Genomic DNA, 25,759 nt, shown 5'->3' with positions numbered 1-25,759 from the left:
TGATGATGGCGCGGAGCCTTCATCACAGGCCCCATTCACTGGACACGACGACGTGCTAACGCCACGCCTGCGCCGATGAGCGCGCCCACAATCCCCCACATGATCATCAGAAATACGCGCCGCGGGCTATCGCGTTTTACAGGTTCTTCCGGCGTACGCAAATATCTGTAAGTCTGAAAACGTGGATCCAGCGTCGGGCCAACGTTTAGCGTGTTCAGCATGGCGCGATTCTGGTCATAGTCGAGATCGTATTCCGGCCCTACGGCCTGCAGATTTTCGAGGCGCGCCTGCAGCATCGGCCGGCCCAGTAAGAAGAGTTCGGAGGCCGGCAGCTGCTCCGCTGGAACATCGGTCTCGCTGCGCGAAATGTTATGCTGCTGGGCGATTTTCAACGCCTGCTCGACGCTCTGCACGCGGCGGTTGTAGATCTCGCTCGCCACCTCTTCCTGACGCTTCACCTGCGCTTTCATCTGTACGGTACGCGCCGCCCAGGCGCCCTTCAGCTCATCATTAAGATGACCGGCGGCACGCTGACTGGCGAAAGCGACGTACTGACGCAGCAGATTATTGGCATCTGGCGCGGTCTCCGCCGTCAGCTTGATGCTGTCATTGACGCTTTTCAGCGGGTCGCCCGGGATAAACTGAATATCGTTAATGAGATCGTCAAGCATCGCCGCATCCGCGCGCGCGTTACCTGACTGACGCTGCTTGTAGTAGTCGGTCTGCAGCCAGAAGTCACGGCGGGTATCCCATGACGCCTGTTGCATAATGAACTCTTTGTATGCCTCATCCATGGCGGAAGGTTGGTCTACCGAAGCCAGATCGGCTTTGATATCCAGGTTACGTAAGAACTGCTGTTGCGAATAGTATCCGCCCAGCATATTGACGGTCGGCCGGTCGGTAATTGCCGTCGCGCTCCACTCCTGGCGAGCAAAAAAGGAATAAATAAGAACGATCAGCGCGAATAGCGCGGCGGTGCCGACTATCCAGCCTTTTCCTGCCCATAAGGCGCGAAACAGCCCGCGAATATCCAGTTCGTTCTCAACGTTCACTGCTTGTGCTCCCGGTAATGGTTGAGTCATCACGTCCCCAGTTTTACTTGGTTAAATTTGGATTATTGCCGCTGTGTCGCCGAATTCTGCGTCTAATGCGCTTAACCAGACGCGCCACTTTCCATGCGCGCTTAATGCAGTAGCCATAAAGTAAAAAAGCAAACAAAAAGAGTATTAACATCACCCATTCAGGAACAATACGGGTGTATTCCGCCACTACGCCGACCAGCGCCAGTAAAGCGGCAGCCAGCGTAATCAAGACAAAGGCCTGCCGGGAAGTAAACCCGGCACGCATGATTAAATGATGAATATGCTGACGATCCGGCGAGAACGGGCTCATCCCCTTTCTCAGGCGGCGATACATAATCGCCACCATATCCATCAAAGGAATCGCAATAATCCACAGCGCCGTCACCGGGCTGATGGGATGCGTTTTACCCTGCGTGGTCTCCAGCAGGATCCAGATAATGGTGAAGCCAATCATGGTGCTGCCGGCATCGCCCATAAACACTTTATAGCGACGTCCAAGCGCGCCGAGATTAAGTAAAATATAGGGCAGGATGGCGGCGATCATCGCAAAACACCACATCGCCAGGCTGTACTGGCCGTCAAACCATAAGATGATGCCGGTTGCGGCGAAGGAAACGGACGAAAGCCCGCCGAGCAACCCGTCAATGCCATCCACCATATTGAAGGCGTTGATTGCCGCCCAAACGGCGAAAAGCGTGAGGAAAAAACCAAAGGGGCCGAGGACTAACTCCCACGAACCGAAAATATAGCCGAGGCTGCTGAGATGCAGATTACCCGCCGTCATCATGATAACGGCTATCGCGGCCTGAATAACCGCACGAATTTTTACGCTGATATCAAATCGGTCATCCAACGCGCCGACCAACACCAGCACGCCCGCACAGGCCAGATACAGCGTGGCATGAGGGATATAATAATCGGCAATCGCAAAGGTAAAACAAATACCGGCATAAACTGAGATACCACCAACTAACGGAATCAAACCTTGATGCCGTTTCCGATAGTTTGGCTTATCCACTAACCCAATTTTTTTCGCTGCTTTACGGGCAACAAATATAAACAGGGTCGTGAATAAGAAAACACTGATTAATTCAGTAATAGCAGTGAGTAAATTCACAACACATGTGCTCTCAGCATAGTTAATCCGGGGAGTATAACGATGATGTCTCCACTCCTGAAGGGGAAAAGCAGAACATTACAAATTTATTGTATATATTTTAGACTGTTAAAGTCCTTTCTGCCTTACCCGCCGCGCATATCATACGGCAACGCTGGCGGCGCTTTTCCCGCCTGGATCATACAAAGCTACAAAACAAAACGCCACGCAATCGCGTGGCGTTTTTTCGGCGTATTCCTTCCTACGAACGCTTCATCATATCGAAGAAGTCGTCGTTAGTTTTGGTCATCGCCAGCTTATTAATGAGGAACTCCATTGCGTCGATTTCACCCATAGGATGGATGATTTTGCGCAGGATCCACATTTTCTGCAGCTCTTCCTGGGTGGTCAGCAGCTCTTCTTTACGGGTACCGGAACGGTTGTAGTCGATAGCCGGGAAGACGCGTTTTTCCGCAATCTTACGGGAGAGGTGCAGTTCCATGTTACCGGTGCCTTTGAACTCTTCGTAGATAACTTCATCCATTTTAGAGCCGGTATCGATAAGCGCGGTAGCGATGATAGTCAGGCTGCCGCCCTCTTCCACGTTACGCGCCGCACCGAAGAAGCGCTTCGGACGATGCAGGGCGTTGGCGTCCACACCACCGGTCAGCACTTTACCGGAAGCCGGAACCACGGTGTTGTAGGCACGGGCCAGACGGGTAATGGAGTCGAGCAGGATAATAACGTCTTTTTTGTGCTCAACCAGACGTTTCGCTTTCTCGATAACCATTTCGGCAACCTGCACGTGACGAGATGCGGGTTCGTCAAAGGTAGAAGCGACAACTTCACCTTTAACCAGACGCTGCATCTCGGTCACTTCTTCCGGACGTTCGTCGATAAGCAACACCATCAGCACGCAGTCAGGATGGTTGTATGCGATGCTCTGCGCGATGTTCTGCAGCAGCATGGTTTTACCGGCTTTCGGCGGCGCGACGATCAGGCCACGCTGGCCGCGGCCAATCGGCGATGCCAGATCCAGTACGCGGGCGGTTAAGTCTTCGGTAGAACCATTACCACGCTCCATACGCAGGCGTGAATTCGCGTGCAGCGGCGTTAAGTTCTCGAACAGAATCTTGTTACGCGCGTTTTCCGGCTTGTCGTAGTTAACTTCGTTAACTTTCAGCAGCGCGAAGTAACGTTCACCCTCTTTAGGAGGACGAATCTTACCGGAAATGGTGTCACCAGTGCGGAGGTTGAAGCGGCGGATTTGGCTGGGGGATACGTAGATGTCGTCTGGACCGGCGAGGTAGGAGCTGTCTGCTGAGCGGAGGAATCCAAATCCATCCTGCAGTATCTCCAGTACGCCATCGCCAAAGATATCTTCGCCACTCTTTGAATGCTGCTTGAGGATGGCAAAAATAATATCCTGCTTACGCATACGAGCCAGGTTTTCCAGCCCCATATTTTCGCCGAGAGTAATCAGCTCAGAAACCGGCGTATTCTTTAATTCGGTAAGATTCATAGTGGTGTGGGTTCTTAAACTCGGGGTAAATCTCGAACTTAATGTTGTGAATGGTATGGCAGGAACATCCATGCCTGTTAGCGGCTTCATCTCGTGTCTGTACGTTGCCTGGTCACAGGAAAGAACGCAGAACTGAAACGACAAGACGGAATGAGTGATAAGCCCGGAATTATTAGCCTCACGCGCATAGTCTGCGGGACGCTTTGGGTAAAACAAGATTCAAACAATAGGTATGTTTAAAACGAAGTCTGGAATTAACTTAGCACGACTCAGGCCGGGCGTCCAGAGTTCCACAAAAAATAGGAATCCGGACGCCGGAATGGCAAACCGATTACGCCAGGTTGGCGTCGAGGAACTCTTTCAGTTGGCCTTTGGACAGCGCGCCGACTTTAGTCGCCGCGACTTCGCCGTTCTTGAACAGCAGCAGCGTCGGGATGCCGCGGATGCCGTACTTCGGCGCCGTGCCCGGGTTCTGATCGATGTTCAGTTTAGCCACGGTCAGTTTGCCTTGATACTCTTCAGCGATCTCATCCAGAATCGGGGCGATCATTTTGCACGGACCACACCACTCTGCCCAGAAATCGACGAGGGTCAGCCCGTCAGCCTTGAGTACGTCCGTGTCAAAACTGTCGTCAGTCAGGTGAATAATTTTATCGCTCATATATAACTCCACAGGAATAAGCCTGGTGTGTTGGTGTCGCAGTCATCAACGACGTGTTGATGCTACGTTATGCACGCTATTCTTCAGGATGCCTCTTTTATAAGCTACCTGCGGGAATGGATCCACCATGGACCACCACCGCCGATGCTTAAGCGCACTGTCTGCAAATCAACCTGCGGCAGATTTACCGCCCCCGTTGCGCTTAGTAGTCTAAGCTTTCCGGGATCCGTTCAGTAGCCGGAGACGCACCTTGAATAATTTCGTATATCGCCAACGAAAGGTTGACGTTATTTCACCGGATACGCTTTCTTAATGCAATAGTTAGCTGATATTCTACCACACTATGAGCAAAACACATTTGACAGAACAGAAGTTTTCCGACTTCGCCCTGCACCCGGCAGTTGTCGAAGCCCTTGAAAAAAAAGGGTTTCATAATTGCACACCCATTCAGGCTCTCGCCCTTCCGCTCACGCTGGAAGGCCGCGATGTCGCCGGGCAGGCGCAAACCGGTACCGGTAAAACGATGGCGTTTCTGACGTCAACGTTTCATTATCTTCTCTCTCACCCGGCCATCGCAGACCGCCAGGTTAACCAACCGCGCGCGCTGATCATGGCGCCGACGCGCGAGCTGGCGGTACAGATTCACGCTGACGCCGAACCGCTGGCGCAGGCCACCGGCCTGAAGCTCGGTCTGGCTTATGGCGGCGACGGCTACGATAAGCAGCTGAAAGTACTGGAAAGCGGCGTTGATATTCTGATCGGCACCACCGGTCGCCTTATCGATTACGCTAAACAAAACCACATTAATCTCGGCGCCATTCAGGTTGTCGTGCTGGACGAAGCCGATCGCATGTACGATCTCGGCTTTATTAAAGATATCCGCTGGCTATTCCGCCGCATGCCGCCGGCCACTCAGCGCCTGAACATGCTGTTCTCCGCCACGCTGTCTTACCGCGTACGCGAACTGGCGTTCGAACAAATGAACAACGCCGAGTACGTTGAAGTCGAACCGGAACAGAAAACCGGCCACCGCATTAAAGAAGAGTTGTTCTACCCTTCCAACGACGAAAAAATGCGCCTGCTGCAGACGCTTCTGGAAGAAGAATGGCCTGACCGCGCTATTGTTTTCGCCAACACCAAGCATCGTTGTGAAGATATCTGGGGCCATCTGGCGGCAGATGGGCATCGCGTTGGTCTGCTGACCGGCGACGTAGCGCAGAAAAAACGCCTGCGTATTCTCGAAGAGTTCACCCGCGGCGATCTCGATATTCTGGTTGCGACCGACGTAGCCGCTCGCGGTCTGCATATCCCCGCCGTCACTCATGTCTTTAACTATGACCTGCCGGATGACTGCGAAGACTATGTCCACCGTATTGGCCGTACCGGCCGCGCGGGCGCCAGCGGACACTCCATCAGTCTGGCCTGCGAAGAGTACGCGCTGAATCTGCCGGCAATCGAAACCTATATCGGCCATTCGATCCCGGTCAGCAAGTACAATCCGGACGCGCTGATGACCGATTTACCGAAGCCGTTGCGTTTGACGCGTACCCGCCCAGGTAATGGCCCGCGCCGTAATGGCCCGCCACGCAATCGTCGTCGTTCAGGTTAACATCTATGCCATACGCGAAATCTTTCAGGATGCGCCACGGAGATAATCCCGGGCAACGCGTTCAGATAAGTGGAATGGGCAACGAAGCCCAGTCGACACAGGAGCCGCCTGAAAGATGAAGAGTATGAGTTCCACCTCGCTGTATGCCGCCATCGACCTTGGCTCCAATAGTTTTCATATGTTGGTGGTGCGCGAGGTGGCAGGCAGTATTCAAACGCTGAGCCGCATTAAGCGCAAGGTGCGTCTGGCCGCTGGCCTGAATAGCGATAATGCGCTCTCCGCGGAAGCGATGGAGCGCGGCTGGCAGTGCTTACGCCTGTTTGCAGAGCGTTTGCAGGATATTCCTTCGGCGCAAATTCGCGTCGTCGCCACCGCCACCCTGCGTCTGGCGGTCAACGCCGGCGAGTTTCTGGCGAAAGCGCAGGAAATCCTCGGTTGCCCCGTCCAGGTGATTAGCGGTGAAGAAGAAGCCCGCCTAATCTACCAGGGCGTAGCCCATACCACCGGCGGCGCCGATCAGCGTCTGGTGGTGGATATCGGCGGCGCCAGTACTGAACTGGTGACCGGCACCGGCGCGCAAACCACCTCGCTGTTCAGCCTGTCGATGGGCTGCGTCACCTGGCTTGAACGCTACTTCGCCGACCGTAGTCTGACTAAAGAAAACTTCGATCTCGCTGAAGCGGCGGCGCGCGATGTGCTGCGTCCGATCGCCGATGTCCTGCGTTATCACGGCTGGAAAGTGTGCGTCGGCGCTTCAGGCACCGTGCAGGCGCTGCAGGAAATTATGATGGCGCAGGGAATGGATGAGCGCATCACCCTCAGCAAGCTACAGCAGCTTAAGCAGCGCGCCATCCAGTGCGGCCGACTCGAAGAGCTGGAAATCGAAGGGCTGACGCTCGAACGCGCCCTGGTTTTTCCAAGCGGCCTTGCCATTCTGATTGCTATCTTTAGCGAACTGAATATTCAGTGCATGACGCTGGCTGGCGGCGCCTTACGCGAAGGGCTGGTCTACGGCATGTTGCACCTTTCTGTCGATCAGGATATTCGTAGCCGCACGCTGCGTAATATTCAGCGGCGCTTTATGATCGATACCGAACAGGCGCAGCGGGTTGCTAATCTGGCCACCCATCTGGTGGATCAACTGGAAAGCGGCTGGGAGCTGGATCCGCTTAGCCGCGATTTACTCGTCAGCGCCTGCGCGCTACATGAAATTGGCCTGAGCGTTGATTTTAAACGCGCGCCGCAGCACGCTGCCTATCTGGTCAATAACCTCGACCTACCCGGCTTCACCCCGGCGCAAAAGAAGCTCATCGCCACGCTGCTGCTCAACCAGACTAACGCCATCGACCTTTCTTCGCTCCATCAGCAAAACGCGGTACCGCCGCGCGTTGCCGAACATCTGTGTCGCCTGCTGCGACTGGCGATTCTGTTTGCCAGCCGCCGGCGCGACGATCTCCTGCCAACCATTCAGCTTACCGCCGACGACGAAAAACTGACGCTGACGCTGCCGGATGACTGGCTGGAAGAACATCCGCTGGGCCGGGAAATGGTCGAGCAAGAGTGCCAGTGGCAAAGCTATGTCCACTGGGCGCTGCTGATCGACGACGACGCGGCGAGGTAATTTCCGGCCAGGAGGGCGCATGCGGGAAGAACTGGATTTCAAATCACTACGCTTTTTCTCCGCGCTCTACCGTTTGGGGAATGTCTCTCCGGCGGCGGAAGCGCTTGATATCAGCCAGCCAACCGGAAGCCTGCTGCTAAAAAAGCTACGCGAGCACTTTGACGACCCGCTATTTGTGCGCGTTGGTCAACGAATGGCGCCAACGCCGCGCGCGGACGCTATCGCCCCCACTATTTTTACTCTGCTGCAATTGGCCGATACCGATCTGGCGGCTAAGCCGGAATTTATCCCACAAGAGAGCAACCGTAACTTCACCATCGGCATGACCGATATCAGCCAGATGACGCTTCTTCCTTTGCTGCAAAGCCAGATCCAACGGCTGGAAGCCAGCGACATCACCTTTACGGTGCTGAATATTGACGATCAAACGCTTAGCGCGCTGGAATCCGGGAAATGTGATTTGGCGATCGGGTATCTTACCCAGTTGCCGGATAGCGTCTATCAGCAGCATCTGTTCGATCAATCGTATGTTTGTCTGGCAGCGGACAATCATCCGCGCATTCGTCATCATTTCAGCGCCGAAGACTGGCGTCAGGAAAAGCATCTTGCGGTTCGCGTCAACGGCACCGCCCACGGTGATATTGATAAACTGCTCGCGGAACACAGTATGCCGCGACGCATCGCATTGACGCTGCCCAGCTTTTTAGGCGCAGGCGAGCTGGTTGCCGGCAGCGAGATGATCGCGGTGGTGCCGGAACAGCTGGCGCGCCACATCACCAGACGTTACCCCTGCCGCAGCTGGCCGCTGCCTTTCTCACTGGCTAACATCGCGATTCGCCAGGTCTGGCACCAGCGCCTGCACCGCGACCCAGGGCATATCTGGCTGCGCACGCAGATTGTAGCCCTTGCCGCCTCTGGCGGTTCTATTAGCATTTAAATCATAAAAGAATCGGCTGTATTAGTATTACTGATACGCCGTATTCTATTTGGTTTATTGCTGTCAATACGTCAAACATTTTAATCTCCTCGCATCAGTTCATATCGATAGAATAAATAAAGGAACTTATCATGCGCGGAAAAATCGCTTTAGAAGAACATGTATCCACCCCTGAAAATAATCGTTTGTGGGATTCGACCGGCGAAGCTAACCGTAACGGTAGCGAATATATGCAAGATGTTGAACGCCGCCTGCTAGACCGCAGTATTCAGCTCGAAGAGATGGCGCAACGTAATATTGACCACGTAATTCTTTCTCTGACTTCACCCGGCGCGCAATCTATTTTAGATAAAGCCAAAGCGGTCTCTTTCGCTCGCGACACTAACGACTTTATCGTTGATAATTATGTAAAACCGAATCCGGATAAATTTAGCGCTTTCGCCACGCTGGCGTTACAAAACCCGGAAGCGGCGGCGGAAGAGCTGGAGCGCGCGGTGAAAAAACTGGGCATGAAAGGCGCGTTGATTAACGGCTATACCAACGTCAAAGATAACGAACATGGCCTGTATCTTGATGATGAATCCATGTTGGTATTCTGGGATAAAGTTAACGAGTTAAACGTGCCGGTGTACCTGCATCCGCGTGAACCGCTGGAAGGCTCGGCTCGCGGTATTTATACCGGTTACGAAAGCCTGATCGGTTCCGCCTGGGGCTTTGCGCAGGAAACCGCCGTTCATGCCATTCGCCTGATGATGAGCGGCCTGTTCGACCGTTATCCAAACCTTAATCTGGTGCTGGGACACCTCGGTGAAGGGCTGGTACACATGCTGCCGCGCACTCAACATCGTCTCTATCGTCAGCGTTTCGGCTGCGGTTTGGGCAAGGCGGAAAAACCGTTAATGCACTATCTGCAAAATAACTTTATCGTCACCACCAGCGGTCATTTTAATACTCACTCGTTGAATAATGCGATTGAAGTGATGGGTGCCGACCGCGTAATGTTCTCCGTCGATTATCCCTATGAAGATATTCATCAGGCCTGCGACTGGTTTGATCCGTTAGAAATGGATGCGGGGCTGAAAGATAAAATAGCCTGGGGCAATGCCAGCCGCGTATTTAATATCAAATAATTAAAAAAACACTCTTCAGGGCCTGATTTCAGGCCCTGAGTTTATTACAGGGAGAATATACTATGCCGGTAGGTATCTTTGTTTGTAGCGGTTCATTACTCGTCGGCGCGATTGCAGGCGCCTCGCTCAACCGATTTATCCCAGACCACTTTAAGAAAACGCTACCGCTCATTTCCGGGTTAATCTCCATCAGCATGGGGGTTTTCTTCCTTAACAAACTGATCAATCTGCCGCCCATTGCGCTGGCCGTTATCATCGGCACGATTATTGGCGGCCTGTTGAATATTGAGAAGTGGATTGAGCGGGCGGGCACCAAACTACGCACGCCCATCGAGCGCATTTTTCCAGGCCAAAACAACGCTGGTGTAGAAGGCGGAGATTTTATGAACCAGTTTATCGCGGTGCTGATCCTGTTCTGCGCTAGCGGTACCGGTATTTTTGGCGCCCTAACCGAAGGGATGACCGGCGACCCGACCATTCTACTGACCAAGTCGATACTCGACTTTTTCACCGCCGCTATTTTCGCATCCACGCTGGGCTACATTATCACTGCGATTTTTATTCCCCAGCTGATCATCTTCGTGATTCTGTTCTTCGCCGCCACGTTTATTATGACGTTGATAAGCCCATCGATGATCGCTGATTTTACTGCCTGCGGCGGTATTATTATGCTGGCGACCGGTTTTCGGCTTTGCGGTATTCGCCATTTCCCCACCGCCAACATGCTGCCGTCGCTGCTGCTGGTGATGCCATTTTCTACCGCCTGGCAGCAGTTTGTCGCCTGAAACGTTAGCCCTTTTTCGCCTTCGCCAGCATCGCCTTGATATTCGCGACGTTGGCCTGGCCTTTATGCATACGTTCTTCCGCAGAGATGACTTTCCGCTCCTGCTCCCAAATCAGATCGTCTTGCGGGAGCTCAAGCAGAAAACGGCTCGGCTCCGGGCGCACCAGCTCGCCATACTGACGACGCTCCTTACAGAGCGTAAAGGTTAACTCTTTCTGCGCGCGCGTGATACCTACATAGGCCAGTCGCCGTTCTTCATCAACATTATCTTCATCGATACTGCTCTGATGCGGCAGCAATCCCTCTTCCATTCCCACCAGGTAAACATACGGGAACTCCAGCCCTTTTGAGGCATGCAGGGTCATCAACTGCACCTGATCCAGCTCTTCATCCGATTCGCCGCGTTCCATCATATCGCGCAGGGTAAAGCGGGTAACCACCTGCGTCAGCGTCATCGGCTCATCTATCTCGCTGCCTTCCAGCATTTCGGTCATCCAGGTGAACAGCTGGTTGACGTTTTTCATCCGCATTTCCGCGGCTTTCGGGCTCGGCGAGGTTTCATATAGCCAGGACTCATAATCAATCCCGCGAATTAAATCCCGCACGGCATTGACTGGTTCACGTTCGGTCAGTTGCTGAATTTCCCGCAGCCAGTGGGTGAAACGAGTGAGGGATTCATACCCGCGCCCGGTCAGCGTCTGGCTTAACCCCATATCAAAGCTGGCGGTGAATAAGCCTTTATTGCGGCTCATCGCCCATTCGCCCAGTTTTTGCAAGGTCGCCGGGCCAATCTCTCGCTTCGGCGTATTGACGATACGCAGGAAGGCGCTGTCGTCATCCGGGTTGGTGAGTACGCGCAGATAGGCCAGCAGATCTTTAATTTCCGGACGCGAGAAGAACGACGTGCCGCCCGAGATTTTGTACGGGATGCGGTTCTGCATCAGCATCTTTTCAAAGACCCGCGACTGGTGATTGCCGCGATAAAGGATGGCGTAATCTTTGTAGTTGGTTTTATTAATAAAGTGGTGGGCAATCAGTTCGCCAGCGACGCGCTCCGCTTCATGATCTTCGTTATTGGCGGAGAGCACTTTCAGCTCGGTACCGTAGCCAAGTTCCGAGAACAGCCGCTTTTCAAACACGTGCGGGTTATTGGCGATCAAAATGTTGGCAGCCTTCAGAATACGCCCTGATGAACGGTAGTTCTGTTCAAGCTTGATCACCTGCAGCGCCGGAAAATCCTGGCTTAACAGCACCAGGTTCTGCGGCCGCGCGCCGCGCCACGAGTAGATCGACTGGTCATCATCACCCACCACGGTAAAGCGCGCGCGCTGCCCCACCAGCAGCTTCACCAGCTCATACTGGCTGGTGTTGGTATCCTGATACTCATCCACCAGCAGGTAACGGATCTTGTTCTGCCAGCGCTCGCGCACCTCTTCATTTCGCTGCAGCAGCAGCGTCGGTAGCAGGATCAGGTCGTCAAAATCGAGGACGTTGCAGGCCTTCATATGCGCATCATAGAGCCCATAGCAGTGGGCGAAGATGCGGTCCCGTTCGCCTTTCGCGCCAGCCGCCGCCTGCGCCGGCGTTTTCAGATCGTTTTTCCAGTTGGAGATCGTCGAGATCAGCTGCTGCAACACCACTTTGTCATCTTCGATCAACCCTTCGGTGAGCTCTTTGAGCAGCGCGACCTGGTCGGTATCATCGAACAAGGAAAAGTTAGATTTCATTCCCAGCGCGGCGTATTCACGTTTGATGATGTCCAGTCCCAGGGTGTGGAAGGTGGAAATCATTAGCCCGCGCGCCTCTTTTCGCCCCAGCGTTTGCCCGACGCGCTCTTTCATTTCGCGCGCGGCCTTGTTAGTAAAGGTGACGGCCGCGATATGGCGCGCCTGATAACCGCAACCGCGGATCAGGTGGGCGATTTTATTCGTAATTACGCGGGTCTTACCGGAACCGGCGCCCGCCAGCACCAGGCACGGTCCGGTAACGAATTCGACGGCTTGTTGTTGGCCAGGGTTTAAACGCATGGGAATATTGCTCAATCTTCGAACGGGGTGTGGATTGTAGCAGAAAGCGAGGCCGAGATTTACCGGCTGATGGTAAAGTGTCAGCCACGCAATTCATCCTGAGGCTCCGGTAATGGCAAAAAGCGCAGCGGCCCTGCATATTCTGGTCAAAGAAGAAAAACTGGCACACGAGATCCTCGCCAAGCTGGAACGGGGCGTCAGCTTCGATCATCTGGCGAAGCGCTACTCAAAATGTCCGTCAGGACGCCATGGCGGCGATCTGGGGGAGTTCCAGCAGGGCGCAATGGTCGCTCCGTTTGATAAAGCCGTGTTCAGCTGTCCGCTGCTCAAACCCTATGGCCCGGTACAAACCAAATTTGGCTACCATATCATCAAGGTGCTGTATCGCCGCTAGCGCGTGTTACTATGGCGCCCTGATTTATCCCAACTCAATCAAGGCGCAATCATGGCTAAAACAGCGGCAGCACTGCATATCCTGGTAAAAGAAGAGAAACTGGCTCTCGATCTGCTTGAGCAGCTCAAAAACGGCGCCGACTTCGGCAAGCTGGCAAAAAAACACTCTATCTGCCCGTCAGGAAAACGCGGCGGCGATCTGGGCGAATTCCGCCAGGGCCAGATGGTTCCGGCATTCGATAAAGTGGTCTTCTCCTGCCCTGAACTGGAGCCAACCGGCCCGCTGCATACCCAGTTCGGTTACCACATCATCAAAGTGCTGTACCGGAAATAAACAACAAGGCCTTCTCAAAGAGAAGGCCTTTAATGTTTGCCCCCTCTCCCTGTGGGAGAGGGTTGGGGTGAGGGCATCCGTCCGCACCTTTTGTTCTATCAGCCGGCAACCGCGATACGCTTCATATCGGTCATATACCCGCGCAGTTTTTTACCCACCGCTTCGATAGCGTGGCTGCGAATCGCTTCGTTCACGTCACGCAGCTGAGCGTTATCCACCGCGCCTTCGGCAATCGCTTTACCCAGGTCGCCGGTCTGCAGGGTAGTCATGAACTCTTTCAGCAGCGGTACGCAAGCATAAGAGAACAGGTAGTTACCGTACTCCGCGGTATCGGAGATAACCACGTTCATTTCATACAGGCGCTTACGGGCGATTGTGTTGGCGATAAGCGGCAGTTCGTGCAGTGATTCGTAGTAAGCGGACTCTTCGATGATGCCGGAATCAACCATGGTTTCGAAGGCCAGCTCAACGCCCGCTTTCACCATCGCAATCATCAGAACGCCTTTATCGAAGTACTCCTGCTCGCCGATTTTACCTTCATACTGCGGCGCGGTTTCGAACGCGGTTTTACCGGTCTCTTCACGCCAGGTCAGCAGTTTTTTGTCGTCGTTCGCCCAGTCAGCCATCATGCCGGAAGAGAATTCGCCGGAGATGATGTCATCCATATGTTTCTGGAACAGCGGCGCCATGATCTCTTTCAGCTGTTCGGACAGCGAGTAAGCACGCAGTTTCGCCGGATTAGACAGGCGATCCATCATCAGGGTGATGCCGCCTTGCTTCAGCGCTTCGGTGATGGTTTCCCAACCGAACTGAATCAGTTTTTCCGCATAGGCCGGATCGGTACCTTCAGCCACCAGCTTGTCGAAGCACAGCAGAGAACCCGCCTGCAGCATACCGCAGAGGATGGTCTGTTCGCCCATCAGGTCAGATTTCACTTCCGCCACGAAGGAGGATTCCAGAACACCCGCACGATGGCCGCCGGTCGCTGCTGCCCACGCTTTAGCAATGGCCATACCTTCGCCTTTCGGATCGTTTTCCGGGTGTACGGCGATAAGCGTCGGCACGCCGAAACCGCGTTTGTACTCTTCACGAACTTCGGTACCCGGGCACTTCGGCGCCACCATCACCACGGTGATGTCTTTGCGGATCTGCTCGCCCACTTCAACGATGTTGAAGCCGTGGGAGTAACCCAACGCCGCGCCGTCTTTCATCAGCGGCTGTACGGAACGCACAACGTCAGAGTGCTGTTTGTCCGGAGTCAGGTTGACAACCAGGTCAGCCTGCGGGATCAGCTCTTCATAGGTACCCACTTTGAAGCCGTTTTCCGTCGCTTTACGCCAGGATGCGCGCTTCTCGGCAATCGCTTCTTTACGCAGCGCATAGGAGATATCCAGGCCGGAGTCACGCATGTTCAGACCCTGGTTCAGGCCCTGCGCGCCACAGCCGACGATGACTACTTTTTTACCCTGAAGATAGCTCGCGCCATCGGCAAATTCATCGCGCCCCATAAAGCGGCATTTGCCCAGCTGAGCCAGCTGCTGGCGCAGATTCAGTGTGTTGAAGTAGTTAGCCATGGTGATACCTCGTGATGTTGTGTTGTCGTGCTTATTGTTCGGTTCGCGTTTTGCGAGAATGAACCCACTATATGACAGGAATTTCGTTGCGAAAATTGATATATTCACAACATCACATTGCAATAACTGCAACGTTATTCTCAGGGGATTGAGCCATGGATTTACGCGATCTGAAAACCTTTCTGCATCTGGCGGAAAGCCGCCATTTTGGCCGCAGCGCGCGGGCTATGCACGTTAGTCCCTCGACGCTTTCGCGGCAGATTCAACGCCTCGAAGAGGACCTCGGCCAGCCGCTGTTCGTTCGCGATAATCGCACCGTGACCCTAACCGAGGCTGGCGAAGAACTTCGCTCCTTTGCCCAGCAGACTTTACTGCAGTATCAGCAACTGCGTCACGCCATCGACCAGCAGGGGCCGTCGCTCTCCGGCGAGCTACATATTTTCTGCTCCGTGACCGCCGCTTACAGCCATCTGCCGCCGATTCTCGACCGCTTTCGCGCCGCGCATCCCTCAGTAGAGATAAAGTTATCGACTGGCGATGCCGCTGATGCGATGGAAAAAGTGGTCACTGGAGAAGCCGATCTGGCCATTGCCGGTAAGCCGGAGACGCTGCCGGGCTCGGTGGCGTTTTCGATGCTGGAAAATCTTGCGGTAGTGCTGATTGCCCCGGCGTTACCCTGCCCGGTGCGCAATCAGGTGTCGGTCGAACATCCTGACTGGGCAACGGTACCGTTTATTATGGCCGATCAGGGGCCGGTGCGCCGCCGCATCGAGCTGTGGTTCCGCCGCCATAAAATCAGCAATCCATCCATTTACGCCACCGTCGGCGGCCATGAAGCCATGGTATCGATGGTCGCCCTCGGCTGCGGCGTGGCGCTACTGCCGGAAGTGGTGCTGGAAAACAGCCCTGAGCCGGTCCGCAATCGCGTGATGATCCTCGATCGCAGCGATGAGAAGACGCCATTTGAGCTGGGCGTCTGCGCACAAAAAAAGCGGCTGTACGAGCCGCTTATTGATGCGTTCTGGAAAATCCTGCCTAACCACTAGCCCGCGAGGAAAAAGCGGAACGCCGGGTTATGGGTTTCGTCATGACACTCGTAGCCCAGTTCATTAAGACGGGTTTCGAAGTCCGGCTCATGCTCGCCAAGCTCAAACGCCGCCAGAACGCGGCCAAAATCGGTGCCGTGGCTGCGATAGTGGAACAACGAAATATTCCAGTGGGTGCCGAGGGTGTGCAGAAACTTGAGCAGCGCGCCAGGCGATTCCGGGAACTCGAAGCTAAACAGGCGCTCCTGCAGCGGTTTAGACGGACGTCCGCCGACCATATAGCGCACGTGCAGCTTCGCCATTTCGTCATCGGAAAGATCGACTACGCTGTAGCCGCCTTCGCTTAGCAGCTCGAGGATCTCTTTGCGCTCATCCAACCCGCGGCTCAGCCGCACGCCAACGAAAATACAGGCATCTTTGGCATCGGCAAAACGGTAGTTGAACTCGGTGACCGAACGGCCGCCCAGTAGCTGACAGAACTTAAGGAAGCTGCCTTTCTCTTCCGGTATCGTCACCGCCAGCAGCGCTTCGCGCTGTTCCCCGAGCTCGCAACGCTCAGAAACGTAGCGTAGTCCGTGGAAGTTGACGTTGGCGCCGGACAGGATGTGAGCCAGACGCTCGCCGCGGATGTTATGCTGGGCGATATACTTTTTCATCCCCGCCAGCGCCAGCGCGCCGGAAGGCTCCGCCACCGCCCGCACATCTTCGAACAGATCTTTCATCGCCGCGCAGATAGCATCGCTATCGACGGTGATGATATCGTCCAGATACTCCTGGCATAAACGGAACGTTTCATCGCCGATGCGCTTCACCGCCACGCCTTCAGCAAACAAACCGACGCGCGGTAGATCCACCGGATGACCGGCATCCAGCGCCGCTTTCAGACACGCCGAATCTTCCGCTTCCACCGCTATCACTTTAATCTGCGGCATCAGCTGCTTGATCAGCACCGCCACGCCTGCCGCCAGACCGCCGCCTCCAACAGGGACGAATACGCGGTCAATGTGGGCATCCTGCTGCAGCAGCTCCAGCGCCAGCGTTCCCTGACCGGCGATCACCATCGGGTGATCGAACGGCGGCACCCAGGTAAAACCCTGCTGCTGCGCCAGCTCAATCGCGCGGACTTTCGCTTCGTCAAAGTTGGCGCCGTGCAGCAGCACTTCGCCGCCGAAGCCGCGAACGGCATCGACTTTGATATCGGCGGTCGCTACCGGCATCACGATCAGCGCCTTAACACCCAGCCGGGATGCGGAAAACGCCACGCCCTGCGCATGATTACCCGCCGAAGCGGTGATCACGCCATTTGATTTTTGTTCCGCCGTCAGGCCGGACATCATCGCGTAAGCGCCGCGCAGCTTAAAGCTATGCACCGGCTGGCGGTCTTCGCGTTTCACCAGAATCACGTTATCCAGCCGCGAAGAGAGCTTATCCATTTTTTGCAGCGGCGTTTTCTGCACCGCTTCATAAACCGGCGCGCGCAGTACCGCCCGGAGATACTCCGCCCCCTCAGGGGCGGCGGATAGGGGTTGCGATTCGGCCATTATTAACCCCCAAGTTTTGATTTATCGCGCACGGCGCCCTTGTCGGCACTGGTCGCGAGGCTGGCATAAGCGCGCAGCGCGAAGGAGACCTGGCGCTCGCGGTCTTTCGGCGTCCACGCCTTATCGCCACGCGCTTCTTGCGCTTCGCGACGGGCGGCGATTTCGGCATCGCTGAGCTGCAGCTGAATACCGCGGTTCGGAATATCGATAGCAATCATGTCGCCATCTTCGATGATAGCGATGTTGCCGCCGCTCGCGGCTTCCGGCGATACGTGGCCGATGGAAAGCCCGGAGGTGCCGCCGGAGAAACGGCCATCGGTGATCAACGCGCACGCTTTGCCAAGACCCATGGACTTGAGGAAGGTGGTCGGATAGAGCATCTCCTGCATTCCCGGCCCGCCTTTCGGCCCTTCATAGCGAATAACCACGACGTCGCCTTCCACGACTTTGCCGCCGAGGATAGCCTCAACCGCTTCGTCCTGGCTTTCATAAACTTTCGCCGGGCCGGTAAATTTCAGGATGCTATCGTCGACGCCAGCGGTTTTGACGATACAGCCGTTTTCGGCAAAGTTACCGTACAGTACTGCCAGGCCACCGTCTTTACTGTAGGCATGTTCCAGAGAACGGATACATCCCTCAGCGCGATCGTCATCCAGCGTATCCCAGCGGCAATCCTGCGAGAACGCCTGGGTAGTACGGATCCCCGCCGGACCGGCGCGGAACATTTTTTTCACCGCGTCGTCCTGGGTCACCATCACATCGTACTGTTCCAGGGTCTGCGGCAGCGTCAGGCCAAGGACGTTTTTAACATCGCGGTTGAGTAACCCCGCGCGATCCAGCTCGCCGAGAATACCCAGCACGCCACCGGCGCGGTGCACGTCTTCCATATGGTATTTTTGCGTACTCGGCGCCACCTTACACAGCTGCGGCACTTTGCGGGACAGCTTGTCGATATCACTCATGGTGAAGTCGATTTCGGCTTCCTGCGCCGCCGCCAGCAGGTGCAGTACGGTATTGGTTGAGCCGCCCATTGCGATATCGAGAGTCATGGCGTTTTCAAATGCCGCCTTGCTGGCGATATTGCGCGGTAGCGCGGAAGCGTCGTCCTGCTCGTAGTAGCGTTTGGTCAGTTCAACGATACGTTTACCGGCGTTGAGAAACAGCGCTTTACGGTCGGCATGGGTCGCCAGCAGAGAACCATTACCCGGCTGCGACAGACCTAATGCTTCGGTCAGGCAGTTCATTGAGTTCGCGGTGAACATCCCCGAGCACGAACCGCAGGTCGGACAGGCGGAACGCTCCACCTGTTCGCTCTGATCGTCAGAGACTTTCGGGTCTGCCCCCTGAATCATGGCATCAACCAGATCCAACTTGATGATTTTGTCAGACAGCTTAGTTTTCCCGGCTTCCATCGGGCCGCCGGAAACAAAGATCACCGGAATATTCAACCGCAGGGAGGCCATCAGCATCCCCGGGGTGATTTTGTCACAGTTGGAGATACAGACCATGGCATCGGCGCAGTGGGCGTTAACCATGTACTCGACTGAATCGGCGATGAGCTCGCGGGATGGCAGTGAATAGAGCATACCCCCGTGACCCATGGCGATCCCATCATCCACCGCGATGGTGTTGAATTCTTTAGCGACGCCGCCCGCAGCTTCAATCTGCTCGGCAACCAGTTTGCCGAGATCGCGCAGATGCACGTGCCCTGGAACAAACTGGGTAAAGGAGTTAACAACGGCGATGATTGGTTTGCCGAAATCGGCATCGGTCATCCCGGTTGCGCGCCACAGCGCGCGGGCGCCCGCCATATTGCGGCCATGTGTGGTGGTGGCGGAACGGTACTTAGGCATGCTCTTTTTACTCCCATCTCTGTTTATGCAATGGGACGGTGCGTGCCGTCCCATTTTTAATCACTTACTTACCGGATCCAGCCAGCCCCATTTATCTTCCGTTTCACCGGTGAAGAGGCCAAAGAAGGCTTCCTGAATGCGTTTGGTCACCGGGCCACGGCGGCCTGCGCCAACCTGGATACCGTCAACGCTGCGTACCGGCGTGATTTCCGCAGCGGTACCGGACATGAACACTTCATCCGCCAGGTACAGAGATTCGCGGGACAGCACCTGCTCGCGGACTTCGATACCGAGATCTTTCGCCAGTTTGATGATGGCGTCGCGGGTGATACCCGGCAGCGCGGAAGAGGTAAACGGCGGAGTAAACAGCACGCCATCTTTCACCTCAAACAGGTTTTCGCCTGCGCCTTCGGAGATATAGCCGTTAACGTCCAGCGCGATACCTTCCTGATAACCGTGACGACGTGCTTCGCTGCCGACCAGCAGAGAGGAGAGATAGTTGCCGCCCGCTTTCGCTGCGGTTGGGATGGTGTTTGGCGCCGCGCGGTTCCAGGAAGAAACCATCGCATCGATCCCCTGCTCCAGCGCTTCTGCGCCAAGGTATGCACCCCACGGGAACGCCGCGATGATAACGTCGGTTTTATAGCCGTCCGGCGGGTTAACGCCCATGCCAACATCGCCAACAAACACCAGCGGACGGATATAAGCGCTGGTCAGTTTATTGGTACGGATAACTTCGCGGCAGGCTTCCATCAGCTCGTCAACGCTCTGAGAAACCGGGAAACGGTAGATTTTTGCTGAATCATGCAGACGCTGCATGTGTTCACGATGGCGGAACACCACTGGCCCTTTGTGAGAATCGTAGCAGCGGATACCTTCGAATACCGAAGTCCCGTAGTGCAACGCGTGGGACATGACGTGTACTTTCGCCTCGCCCCATGGGGTCATCTCGCCATTGAACCAAATGTAATCAGCTTTCTTCGTCGTCATTTTTTTTATTCCTCTGCGCTCAGGCGCGGATTTGTTGTGATGTGGGTTGCTGGATCTCGACGCAGGCGACGTCGACCAGTTTGCGTAACTGACTAAACAGTAATTCGACGGGCCGCTGACTGGCAACGGTCAGTTCGATATTTATGTTTTGCGCATCCGACGCGGTTTCCATATTCATTGAGCAGATTTGAAAACCGCGATGGCGCACCACGCGCAGCACGCGTTCTAAGGTTTCGGGGTTGAAGCGAGCCTGTAAAGCGACCTGATGTTGCATCATGATAATTTCTCCAGCATTTCTGCATTACTGGCGCCGGGCGGCACCAACGGCCAGACATTCTCAAGTTCATCGATTGAGACATGAAGCAGGTATGGCCCCTGGCTCGAAAGCATGGTGTCGAGTGCCGCTTCAACCTGGTCTTTACGGGTGATGTGCTGGCCTGGAATGCCGAAGGCGCTGGCCAGCGTAAGAAAATCAGGATTATCGGTAAGCGTGGTTTCGCTGTAACGCTCCTGGAAGAACAGCTGCTGCCACTGGCGAACCATACCTAGACGTTGGTTATCCAGCAGCACGATTTTCAACGGTAACTGCTTACGTTTAACGGTGCCCAGCTCCTGCACGTTCATCATGAAAGAGCCATCGCCGGAGATACAGATAACCGTATCGTCCGGGCGGGCCACCTGCGCGCCAACGGCTGCCGGCAGACCAAAACCCATGGTGCCCAAGCCGCTGGAAGTGATGAAATTTTCCGGGCGGGTATAGGTCATGTGCTGGGCCGACCACATTTGGTGCTGGCCAACATCGGTCGTCACGACGCAATCCGCCGGTTTGCGATCGGAAAGCTGCTTGAGCAACAGCGGCGCGTAGATTGCCTCGCCGGGATGATCGTAACGCCAGGTGTGCTCCGCGCGCAGCTGTGCGTTGTGCTCGCGCCACGCATCAATGGCCAACGGCTGCTGCAATGCTGGCAGCATGGCGTTTAAATCTCCAGTTAAAGCGACGTGCGCCTGGCGCAGTTTGTTCAGCTCGGCCGGGTCAATATCCATATGGATAACTTTGGCGTGCGGGGCAAAGGTATTCAGCTTGCCGGTCACCCGGTCATCAAAACGGGCGCCGACGGCGATCAATAAATCGCACTCCTGCACTGCCAGGTTTGCCGCCTTGGTACCGTGCATACCCAGCATGCCGAGATAATAGGGATAATCTGCGGCAACGGCGCCCAACCCTTTCAGTGTGCAGGTGACAGGCATCTGCGTCACCGCCAGAAATTCGCGCACGGCCGGCACCGCTTGCGCCATTCCGACGCCGCCGCCCACGTACAGCATCGGCTTATGGGACTGTGCAAGCATCGCTAACGCCTGCTCGACTTGTATGTGAGGGAACTCAACATCGTCAGGAACGGTAGAGAAATGCGGATCTAATTCGCCTTTAGCCAGCTGGATATCCTTAGGGATATCCACCAGTACCGGGCCAGGACGGCCTGAGTTTGCCACCTGGAAAGCTTCCGCGATCACGCGCGGCAGCTCTTCCAACGACTGCACGAGGAAACTGTGTTTGGTGCAGGCCAGCGACAAACCGAGAACGTCCACTTCCTGAAAAGCATCGGTGCCGATAAACGGCGCCGCCACTTGACCGGTGATGGCGACAACAGGCACAGAATCAAGTAACGCGTCAGCCAAACCGGTGATCAGGTTGGTGGCGCCAGGGCCGGAAGTGGCGATGCAAACTCCAGTTTTGCCGGTCGCGCGGGCATAACCGATGGCGGCCATTGCGGCGCCTTGCTCGTGCCGACACAGCAGGTGTTCCACGCCGCCATCATACAAAGCATCGTAAACCGGCATAATCGCGCCACCCGGATAGCCAAATACCGTGTCGACACCCTGTGTTCGCAAAGCATGTACCACCCACTGCGCCCCGTTCATAGTTACTTCCCCGTCATAGATCGGGAGAAACAGAATTTTATGCTAAAACCCATATCCTGCTCCTCGCTTATGTTTTTTAAGTTATAAAAAAACCCCCGGACCTTTCGGTGCGGGGGTCTTAGTTCGTTAAGGCTTGATTTCTAAGCCTTTCCTCGTCCAAGTGCAGCCCCGCACGGTGGGATAATAATCACCACCACGCTAATCACGACCAGGCTAATCACTCGTAGAAGGGCTGTCATTTTCTGTTCTTTCTGGCTTCTTGTTCGAAGGAATACCTAAAGAGTTACCACAGACATCACATTAAGCACAAGATTTTTTTATGTTCCATTTTCTGATCTTGCTAACGATTTTTATTAAACCAGTTGTTTTTAAAAAGAAAAAAATTAAATGAAAAAAATTCAGCTTATTCTCGCTTTTGCATCCGTGTTTTACGGCATTAAAACGGCGTCATGACGGATTTGCGCGCGCACTCCGAAAACAATGAAAATGCAAAACTTTGCAGACAATTGTCTGGAACAGGCAGCGTAAAGTTAAACATTCATAGGTTCATGAAACCACAGAAATAGACATAATCATTCCGCTCAGGAGGCGTTATGTCACTCGCAATTGTCTATACCCGCGCGGCGCTCGGGGTCAGCGCGCCGCTAATTACCGTCGAAGTCCATATCAGCAACGGACTCCCCGGTTTGACGATGGTAGGTCTGCCGGAAACCACGGTAAAGGAAGCCCGCGATCGGGTACGTAGCGCCATTATTAACAGCGGCTACAGCTTTCCGGCAAAGAAGATAACCATAAACCTTGCCCCAGCCGATCTGCCGAAAGAGGGCGGGAGATATGATTTACCTATCGCTCTCGCGCTCCTGGTCGCTTCGCAGCAGCTTGCCGCCCCGAAACTTAATCAGTATGAGTTTATTGGCGAATTAGCGCTTACAGGCGCATTACGCGGCGTTCCTGGGGCAATATCCAGCGCTATGGAAGCGATAAAAGCCGGAAGGCAGATTGTCGTTGCTGGAGATAACGCCGAAGAGGTCGGCTTGATTAACGGCAATGAGTGCCTTATAGCAGGGCACCTGCAGGAAGTCTGTGCGTTTCTGGAAGGGAAACATACTCTGCAGCCGCCGACTGGTGAAATAACTGCGGGAGAGGACGATTATGACGATCTCGGCGATGTCATTGGCCAACAGCAGGGAAAACGCGCGCTGGAGATAGTCGCAGCGGGCGGTCACAATTTACTCTTGATGGGTCCACCGGGTACAGGAAAGACGATGCTCGCCAGCCGTTTGCCGGGGCTTTTACCGCCGCTAAGCAACCAGGAAGCGTTGGAAAGCGCGGCCATCCTCAGCCTCGTCAATGCTCATTACGTCACGCGTCAGTGGCGTCGGCGGCCTTTTCGCGCCCCTCACCATAGCGCGTCGCTAACGGCGATGGTCGGCGGCGGCTCAATCCCGGCCCCTGGAGAGATCTCTCTCGCGCATAACGGTATTCTGTTTCTTGATGAACTACCTGAATTCGAGCGTCGGGTTCTGGATGCACTACGAGAGCCCATTGAATCAGGAAAAATTCATCTTTCCCGCACTCGGGCTAAGATTGACTATCCTGCGCGATTTCAGTTGATTGCCGCCATGAATCCCAGCCCAACAGGACATTACCAGGGTCAGCATAATCGGGCCACACCGGAACAGACCCTGCGCTACCTGGGCCGATTGTCAGGGCCATTTCTCGACCGCTTCGATCTCTCGCTTGAGATTCCACTTCCTCCACCGGGCGTATTAAGCCGGGGCGGCGTTGGCGAAGAGCGAAGCGCCACCATTCGTCTACGGGTATTCGCGGCGCGCGACAGACAGATCGCACGGCAGAATAAACTTAATGCACAACTGGATAGCGGGGAGATAAAAGTCTGGTGCAAGCTGAAAGAAGACGACGCGATATGGCTGGAACAGACGCTCTCAGCGTTAGGGCTCTCAATCCGCGCATGGCAACGTTTACTGAAAGTTGCGCGTACTATCGCCGATCTGAATGAGGATAGGGATATCGAACGTCATCATTTGCAGGAGGCGCTAAGCTACCGGGCTATCGACCGTATGTTAAATCACCTGCAGACGCTGATGGCATAAAAAAAGGGCTTTCGCCCTTTTTTTTAATCGTCGCTTTCAGTGTAGTCTTCAGCGCCTTCAACCTGCGGCTTGCCGCCAGATAAAGTATGAAAACGCTTCGGACGTTTGATTCGCGCCATATACTTAATCCAAACGCGTTCCGCTTCGGTTACCGGCTCACGTTCGCCGTGGCATACCGCAACGAATTGTTTTTCATCTTCGGTAACAGGCTCGCGTTTACCCAATTCCAGCTCATTAAAGGCGTAACCATGACGTTCAAGCAGTTGCGCCTCTTTGATGGTGAAATCACCGTGACGGGAGAACCCGCGTGGATAATTTTTATTGTCGAAAAAACGATTAGTCGTCGTAAAGCTTTCCGCCATCCTACACGCTCCTGATTCTTTGGCCGAGCTATTTATGGCGCGGAGTATTAGTTACGCTTGACAGAGCGTCAAACAAAACATTTAAATCATCACGACAAATAATTTTGCGGAGAAGAGTGTGGACACGGAATTGCTCAAAACTTTCCTTGAAGTGAGCAGAACTCGCCACTTTGGCCGGGCAGCGGAAGCGCTTTATTTAACACAATCAGCGGTTAGCTTCCGCATTCGTCAGTTGGAGAACCAGCTGGGCGTAAATTTATTCACCCGCCATCGTAACAATATTCGTCTGACGTCAGCCGGCGAAAAGCTCCTGCCCTATGCAGAAACGTTGATGAATACCTGGCAGGCCGCGCGTAAGGAGGTCGCCCACTCTTCTCGCCATAATGAATTTTCGATCGGCGCCAGCGCGTCGCTATGGGAATGCCTGTTGAACGGTTGGCTGGGAACGCTCTACAAAGATCCCTATAACCTGCAATTTGAGGCGCGGATAGCCCAGCGCCAGTCATTAGTTAAGCAGTTGCATGAACGCCAGCTCGATCTCCTGATCACCACTGAATCACCGAAGATGGATGAATTAAGCAGCCAGTTATTGGGTCATTTCACCCTGGCGCTCTATTGTGCCGCACCGGGAAAAAATAAGAATGATTTGAACTATCTGCGACTGGAATGGGGGCCGGATTTCCAGCAAAACGAAGTGGGTTTGATCGGCAGCGATGATGTACCCCTGTTGACGACGAGTTCCGCAGAACTGGCTTATCAGCAACTCAGTACGCTGAATGGTTGTACATGGTTACCCGTTAGTTGGGCACAGCAGAAAACCGGCCTGCACACGGTGACCGATAGCGCGACGCTTTCACGTCCTCTGTATGCCATCTGGCTACAAAATAGCGATAAGCAGGCCCATATTCGCGAGATTCTGAAAAGCAGCATCCTGGAATAGCGATCTGACTCCATGGACGGAGTGACAAAACAACAGGAAAGGCAGAGTAAGAGGAGAAATTAAAGACAAAAAAAATCCTTTGCCGAAGCAAAGGATTATATATGGCAGGGGCGGAGAGACTCGAACTCGCGACACCCGGTTTTGGAGACCGGTGCTCTACCAACTGAGCTACGCCCCTAAATCTTTCTCGCTATTAAGCCCGCTAATATAGCAGGCTTAATAT

At 54.6% G+C, this 25,759-nt stretch carries 24 protein-coding genes and 1 tRNA gene; 10 read left to right on the top strand and 15 right to left on the bottom strand.

What is annotated here, in order from left to right; translation table 11 throughout:
• Positions 1-35: 35 nt before the first annotated feature.
• The 5 genes from wzzE to trxA all read right to left on the bottom strand — a co-directional run bounded on the left by wzzE (position 36) and on the right by trxA (position 4,361).
• A complete protein-coding gene (wzzE, locus tag ACSEMK_RS21835) occupies positions 36-1,082 on the bottom strand; it encodes an ECA polysaccharide chain length modulation protein (protein ID WP_087858711.1) in 1,047 nt (348 codons plus the stop codon).
• A gap of 13 nt (positions 1,083-1,095) precedes the next feature.
• Entirely contained in the window at positions 1,096-2,199 is a 1,104-nt protein-coding gene (wecA, locus tag ACSEMK_RS21830; RefSeq protein ID WP_015368885.1) for a UDP-N-acetylglucosamine--undecaprenyl-phosphate N-acetylglucosaminephosphotransferase, read from the bottom strand.
• Between the two features lie 241 nt (positions 2,200-2,440).
• Entirely contained in the window at positions 2,441-3,700 is a 1,260-nt protein-coding gene (rho, locus tag ACSEMK_RS21825; RefSeq protein ID WP_002883293.1) for a transcription termination factor Rho, read from the bottom strand.
• Positions 3,701-3,786: 86 nt separating this feature from the next.
• Positions 3,787-3,888: a rho operon leader peptide gene (locus ACSEMK_RS21820; RefSeq protein WP_049245627.1), complete on the bottom strand. Its 102-nt coding sequence runs from the start codon at positions 3,886-3,888 to the stop codon at positions 3,787-3,789.
• Positions 3,889-4,031: 143 nt separating this feature from the next.
• Positions 4,032-4,361 (bottom strand): thioredoxin TrxA, encoded by a 330-nt coding sequence (gene trxA, locus ACSEMK_RS21815; protein ID WP_002883224.1) that lies wholly within the window; start codon positions 4,359-4,361, stop codon positions 4,032-4,034.
• 343 nt (positions 4,362-4,704) lie between these two features.
• Between trxA and rhlB the strand changes: the two genes are divergently transcribed.
• The 5 genes from rhlB to ACSEMK_RS21790 all read left to right on the top strand — a co-directional run bounded on the left by rhlB (position 4,705) and on the right by ACSEMK_RS21790 (position 10,443).
• Entirely contained in the window at positions 4,705-5,970 is a 1,266-nt protein-coding gene (gene rhlB / locus ACSEMK_RS21810; RefSeq protein ID WP_015368886.1) for an ATP-dependent RNA helicase RhlB, read from the top strand.
• A gap of 115 nt (positions 5,971-6,085) precedes the next feature.
• Entirely contained in the window at positions 6,086-7,591 is a 1,506-nt protein-coding gene (gene gppA, locus ACSEMK_RS21805) for a guanosine-5'-triphosphate,3'-diphosphate diphosphatase (protein WP_213317857.1), read from the top strand.
• A gap of 19 nt (positions 7,592-7,610) precedes the next feature.
• Positions 7,611-8,528 (top strand): LysR family transcriptional regulator, encoded by a 918-nt coding sequence (locus ACSEMK_RS21800; protein WP_213794871.1) that lies wholly within the window; start codon positions 7,611-7,613, stop codon positions 8,526-8,528.
• Between the two features lie 131 nt (positions 8,529-8,659).
• On the top strand, positions 8,660-9,658 hold the full coding sequence (locus ACSEMK_RS21795) for an amidohydrolase family protein (protein WP_430915455.1): 999 nt from the start codon (positions 8,660-8,662) through the stop codon (positions 9,656-9,658).
• Positions 9,659-9,720: 62 nt separating this feature from the next.
• Positions 9,721-10,443, top strand: a complete 723-nt coding sequence (locus ACSEMK_RS21790) for a DUF554 domain-containing protein (RefSeq protein WP_430915454.1) — start codon at positions 9,721-9,723, stop codon at positions 10,441-10,443.
• A 4-nt stretch (positions 10,444-10,447) separates the two neighbouring features.
• Here ACSEMK_RS21790 and rep read toward each other — a convergent pair whose 3' ends face one another.
• Entirely contained in the window at positions 10,448-12,469 is a 2,022-nt protein-coding gene (gene rep / locus ACSEMK_RS21785; RefSeq protein WP_045367558.1) for a DNA helicase Rep, read from the bottom strand.
• A 112-nt stretch (positions 12,470-12,581) separates the two neighbouring features.
• Between rep and ppiC (ACSEMK_RS21780) the strand changes: the two genes are divergently transcribed.
• A complete protein-coding gene (gene ppiC / locus ACSEMK_RS21780; protein WP_032709514.1) occupies positions 12,582-12,863 on the top strand; it encodes a peptidylprolyl isomerase PpiC in 282 nt (93 codons plus the stop codon).
• A 51-nt stretch (positions 12,864-12,914) separates the two neighbouring features.
• A complete protein-coding gene (gene ppiC / locus ACSEMK_RS21775; protein WP_002883180.1) occupies positions 12,915-13,196 on the top strand; it encodes a peptidylprolyl isomerase PpiC in 282 nt (93 codons plus the stop codon).
• A 98-nt stretch (positions 13,197-13,294) separates the two neighbouring features.
• Here ppiC (ACSEMK_RS21775) and ilvC read toward each other — a convergent pair whose 3' ends face one another.
• The gene (gene ilvC, locus ACSEMK_RS21770; RefSeq protein ID WP_407251238.1) at positions 13,295-14,770 is read right to left on the bottom strand and encodes a ketol-acid reductoisomerase; all 1,476 of its coding nucleotides are present in this window, start codon (positions 14,768-14,770) and stop codon (positions 13,295-13,297) included.
• A 155-nt stretch (positions 14,771-14,925) separates the two neighbouring features.
• On the opposite strand from ilvC, the gene ilvY reads away from it, so the two are divergent.
• Positions 14,926-15,816, top strand: a complete 891-nt coding sequence (ilvY, locus tag ACSEMK_RS21765; protein WP_430915453.1) for an HTH-type transcriptional activator IlvY — start codon at positions 14,926-14,928, stop codon at positions 15,814-15,816.
• On the opposite strand, the gene ilvA is transcribed toward ilvY, so the two are convergent.
• From ilvA to ilvL, 6 genes are all read right to left on the bottom strand, one after another.
• Complete coding sequence (gene ilvA, locus ACSEMK_RS21760; protein WP_435336641.1) at positions 15,813-17,357, bottom strand: threonine ammonia-lyase, biosynthetic; 1,545 nt, start codon at positions 17,355-17,357, stop codon at positions 15,813-15,815. The two genes, ilvY and ilvA, sit on opposite strands and share 4 nt — an antisense overlap.
• Before the next feature lie 2 nt (positions 17,358-17,359).
• The gene (gene ilvD, locus ACSEMK_RS21755) at positions 17,360-19,210 is read right to left on the bottom strand and encodes a dihydroxy-acid dehydratase (RefSeq protein ID WP_015368896.1); all 1,851 of its coding nucleotides are present in this window, start codon (positions 19,208-19,210) and stop codon (positions 17,360-17,362) included.
• A gap of 60 nt (positions 19,211-19,270) precedes the next feature.
• Complete coding sequence (locus tag ACSEMK_RS21750) at positions 19,271-20,200, bottom strand: branched-chain amino acid transaminase (protein WP_008807980.1); 930 nt, start codon at positions 20,198-20,200, stop codon at positions 19,271-19,273.
• Positions 20,201-20,219: 19 nt separating this feature from the next.
• Positions 20,220-20,477 (bottom strand): acetolactate synthase 2 small subunit, encoded by a 258-nt coding sequence (ilvM, locus tag ACSEMK_RS21745; RefSeq protein ID WP_015368897.1) that lies wholly within the window; start codon positions 20,475-20,477, stop codon positions 20,220-20,222.
• A complete protein-coding gene (ilvG, locus tag ACSEMK_RS21740) occupies positions 20,474-22,120 on the bottom strand; it encodes an acetolactate synthase 2 catalytic subunit (RefSeq protein ID WP_435336640.1) in 1,647 nt (548 codons plus the stop codon). The genes ilvM and ilvG overlap by 4 nt, the downstream gene beginning before the upstream one ends.
• 140 nt (positions 22,121-22,260) lie before the next feature.
• Complete coding sequence (ilvL, locus tag ACSEMK_RS21735) at positions 22,261-22,359, bottom strand: ilv operon leader peptide (RefSeq protein ID WP_001311244.1); 99 nt, start codon at positions 22,357-22,359, stop codon at positions 22,261-22,263.
• Between the two features lie 354 nt (positions 22,360-22,713).
• Between ilvL and ACSEMK_RS21730 the strand changes: the two genes are divergently transcribed.
• Complete coding sequence (locus ACSEMK_RS21730; protein ID WP_430915451.1) at positions 22,714-24,234, top strand: YifB family Mg chelatase-like AAA ATPase; 1,521 nt, start codon at positions 22,714-22,716, stop codon at positions 24,232-24,234.
• A gap of 23 nt (positions 24,235-24,257) precedes the next feature.
• Here the strand turns inward: ACSEMK_RS21730 and ACSEMK_RS21725 are convergent, their stop codons facing one another.
• Positions 24,258-24,596: a DUF413 domain-containing protein gene (locus ACSEMK_RS21725; RefSeq protein WP_015368901.1), complete on the bottom strand. Its 339-nt coding sequence runs from the start codon at positions 24,594-24,596 to the stop codon at positions 24,258-24,260.
• A 118-nt stretch (positions 24,597-24,714) separates the two neighbouring features.
• On the opposite strand from ACSEMK_RS21725, the gene hdfR reads away from it, so the two are divergent.
• Positions 24,715-25,536: an HTH-type transcriptional regulator HdfR gene (gene hdfR / locus ACSEMK_RS21720; RefSeq protein ID WP_045389306.1), complete on the top strand. Its 822-nt coding sequence runs from the start codon at positions 24,715-24,717 to the stop codon at positions 25,534-25,536.
• 102 nt (positions 25,537-25,638) lie between these two features.
• Here the strand turns inward: hdfR and ACSEMK_RS21715 are convergent.
• Positions 25,639-25,714, bottom strand: a tRNA-Trp gene (locus ACSEMK_RS21715).
• Positions 25,715-25,759 lie beyond the last annotated feature (45 nt).

This window comes from Klebsiella sp. K-3 (assembly GCF_051207495.1).
Lineage (GTDB): Bacteria > Pseudomonadota > Gammaproteobacteria > Enterobacterales > Enterobacteriaceae > Klebsiella > Klebsiella aerogenes.
Note: the sequence above shows the minus strand (reverse complement) of the source record. Positions and strands in the feature narration are given on the sequence as shown.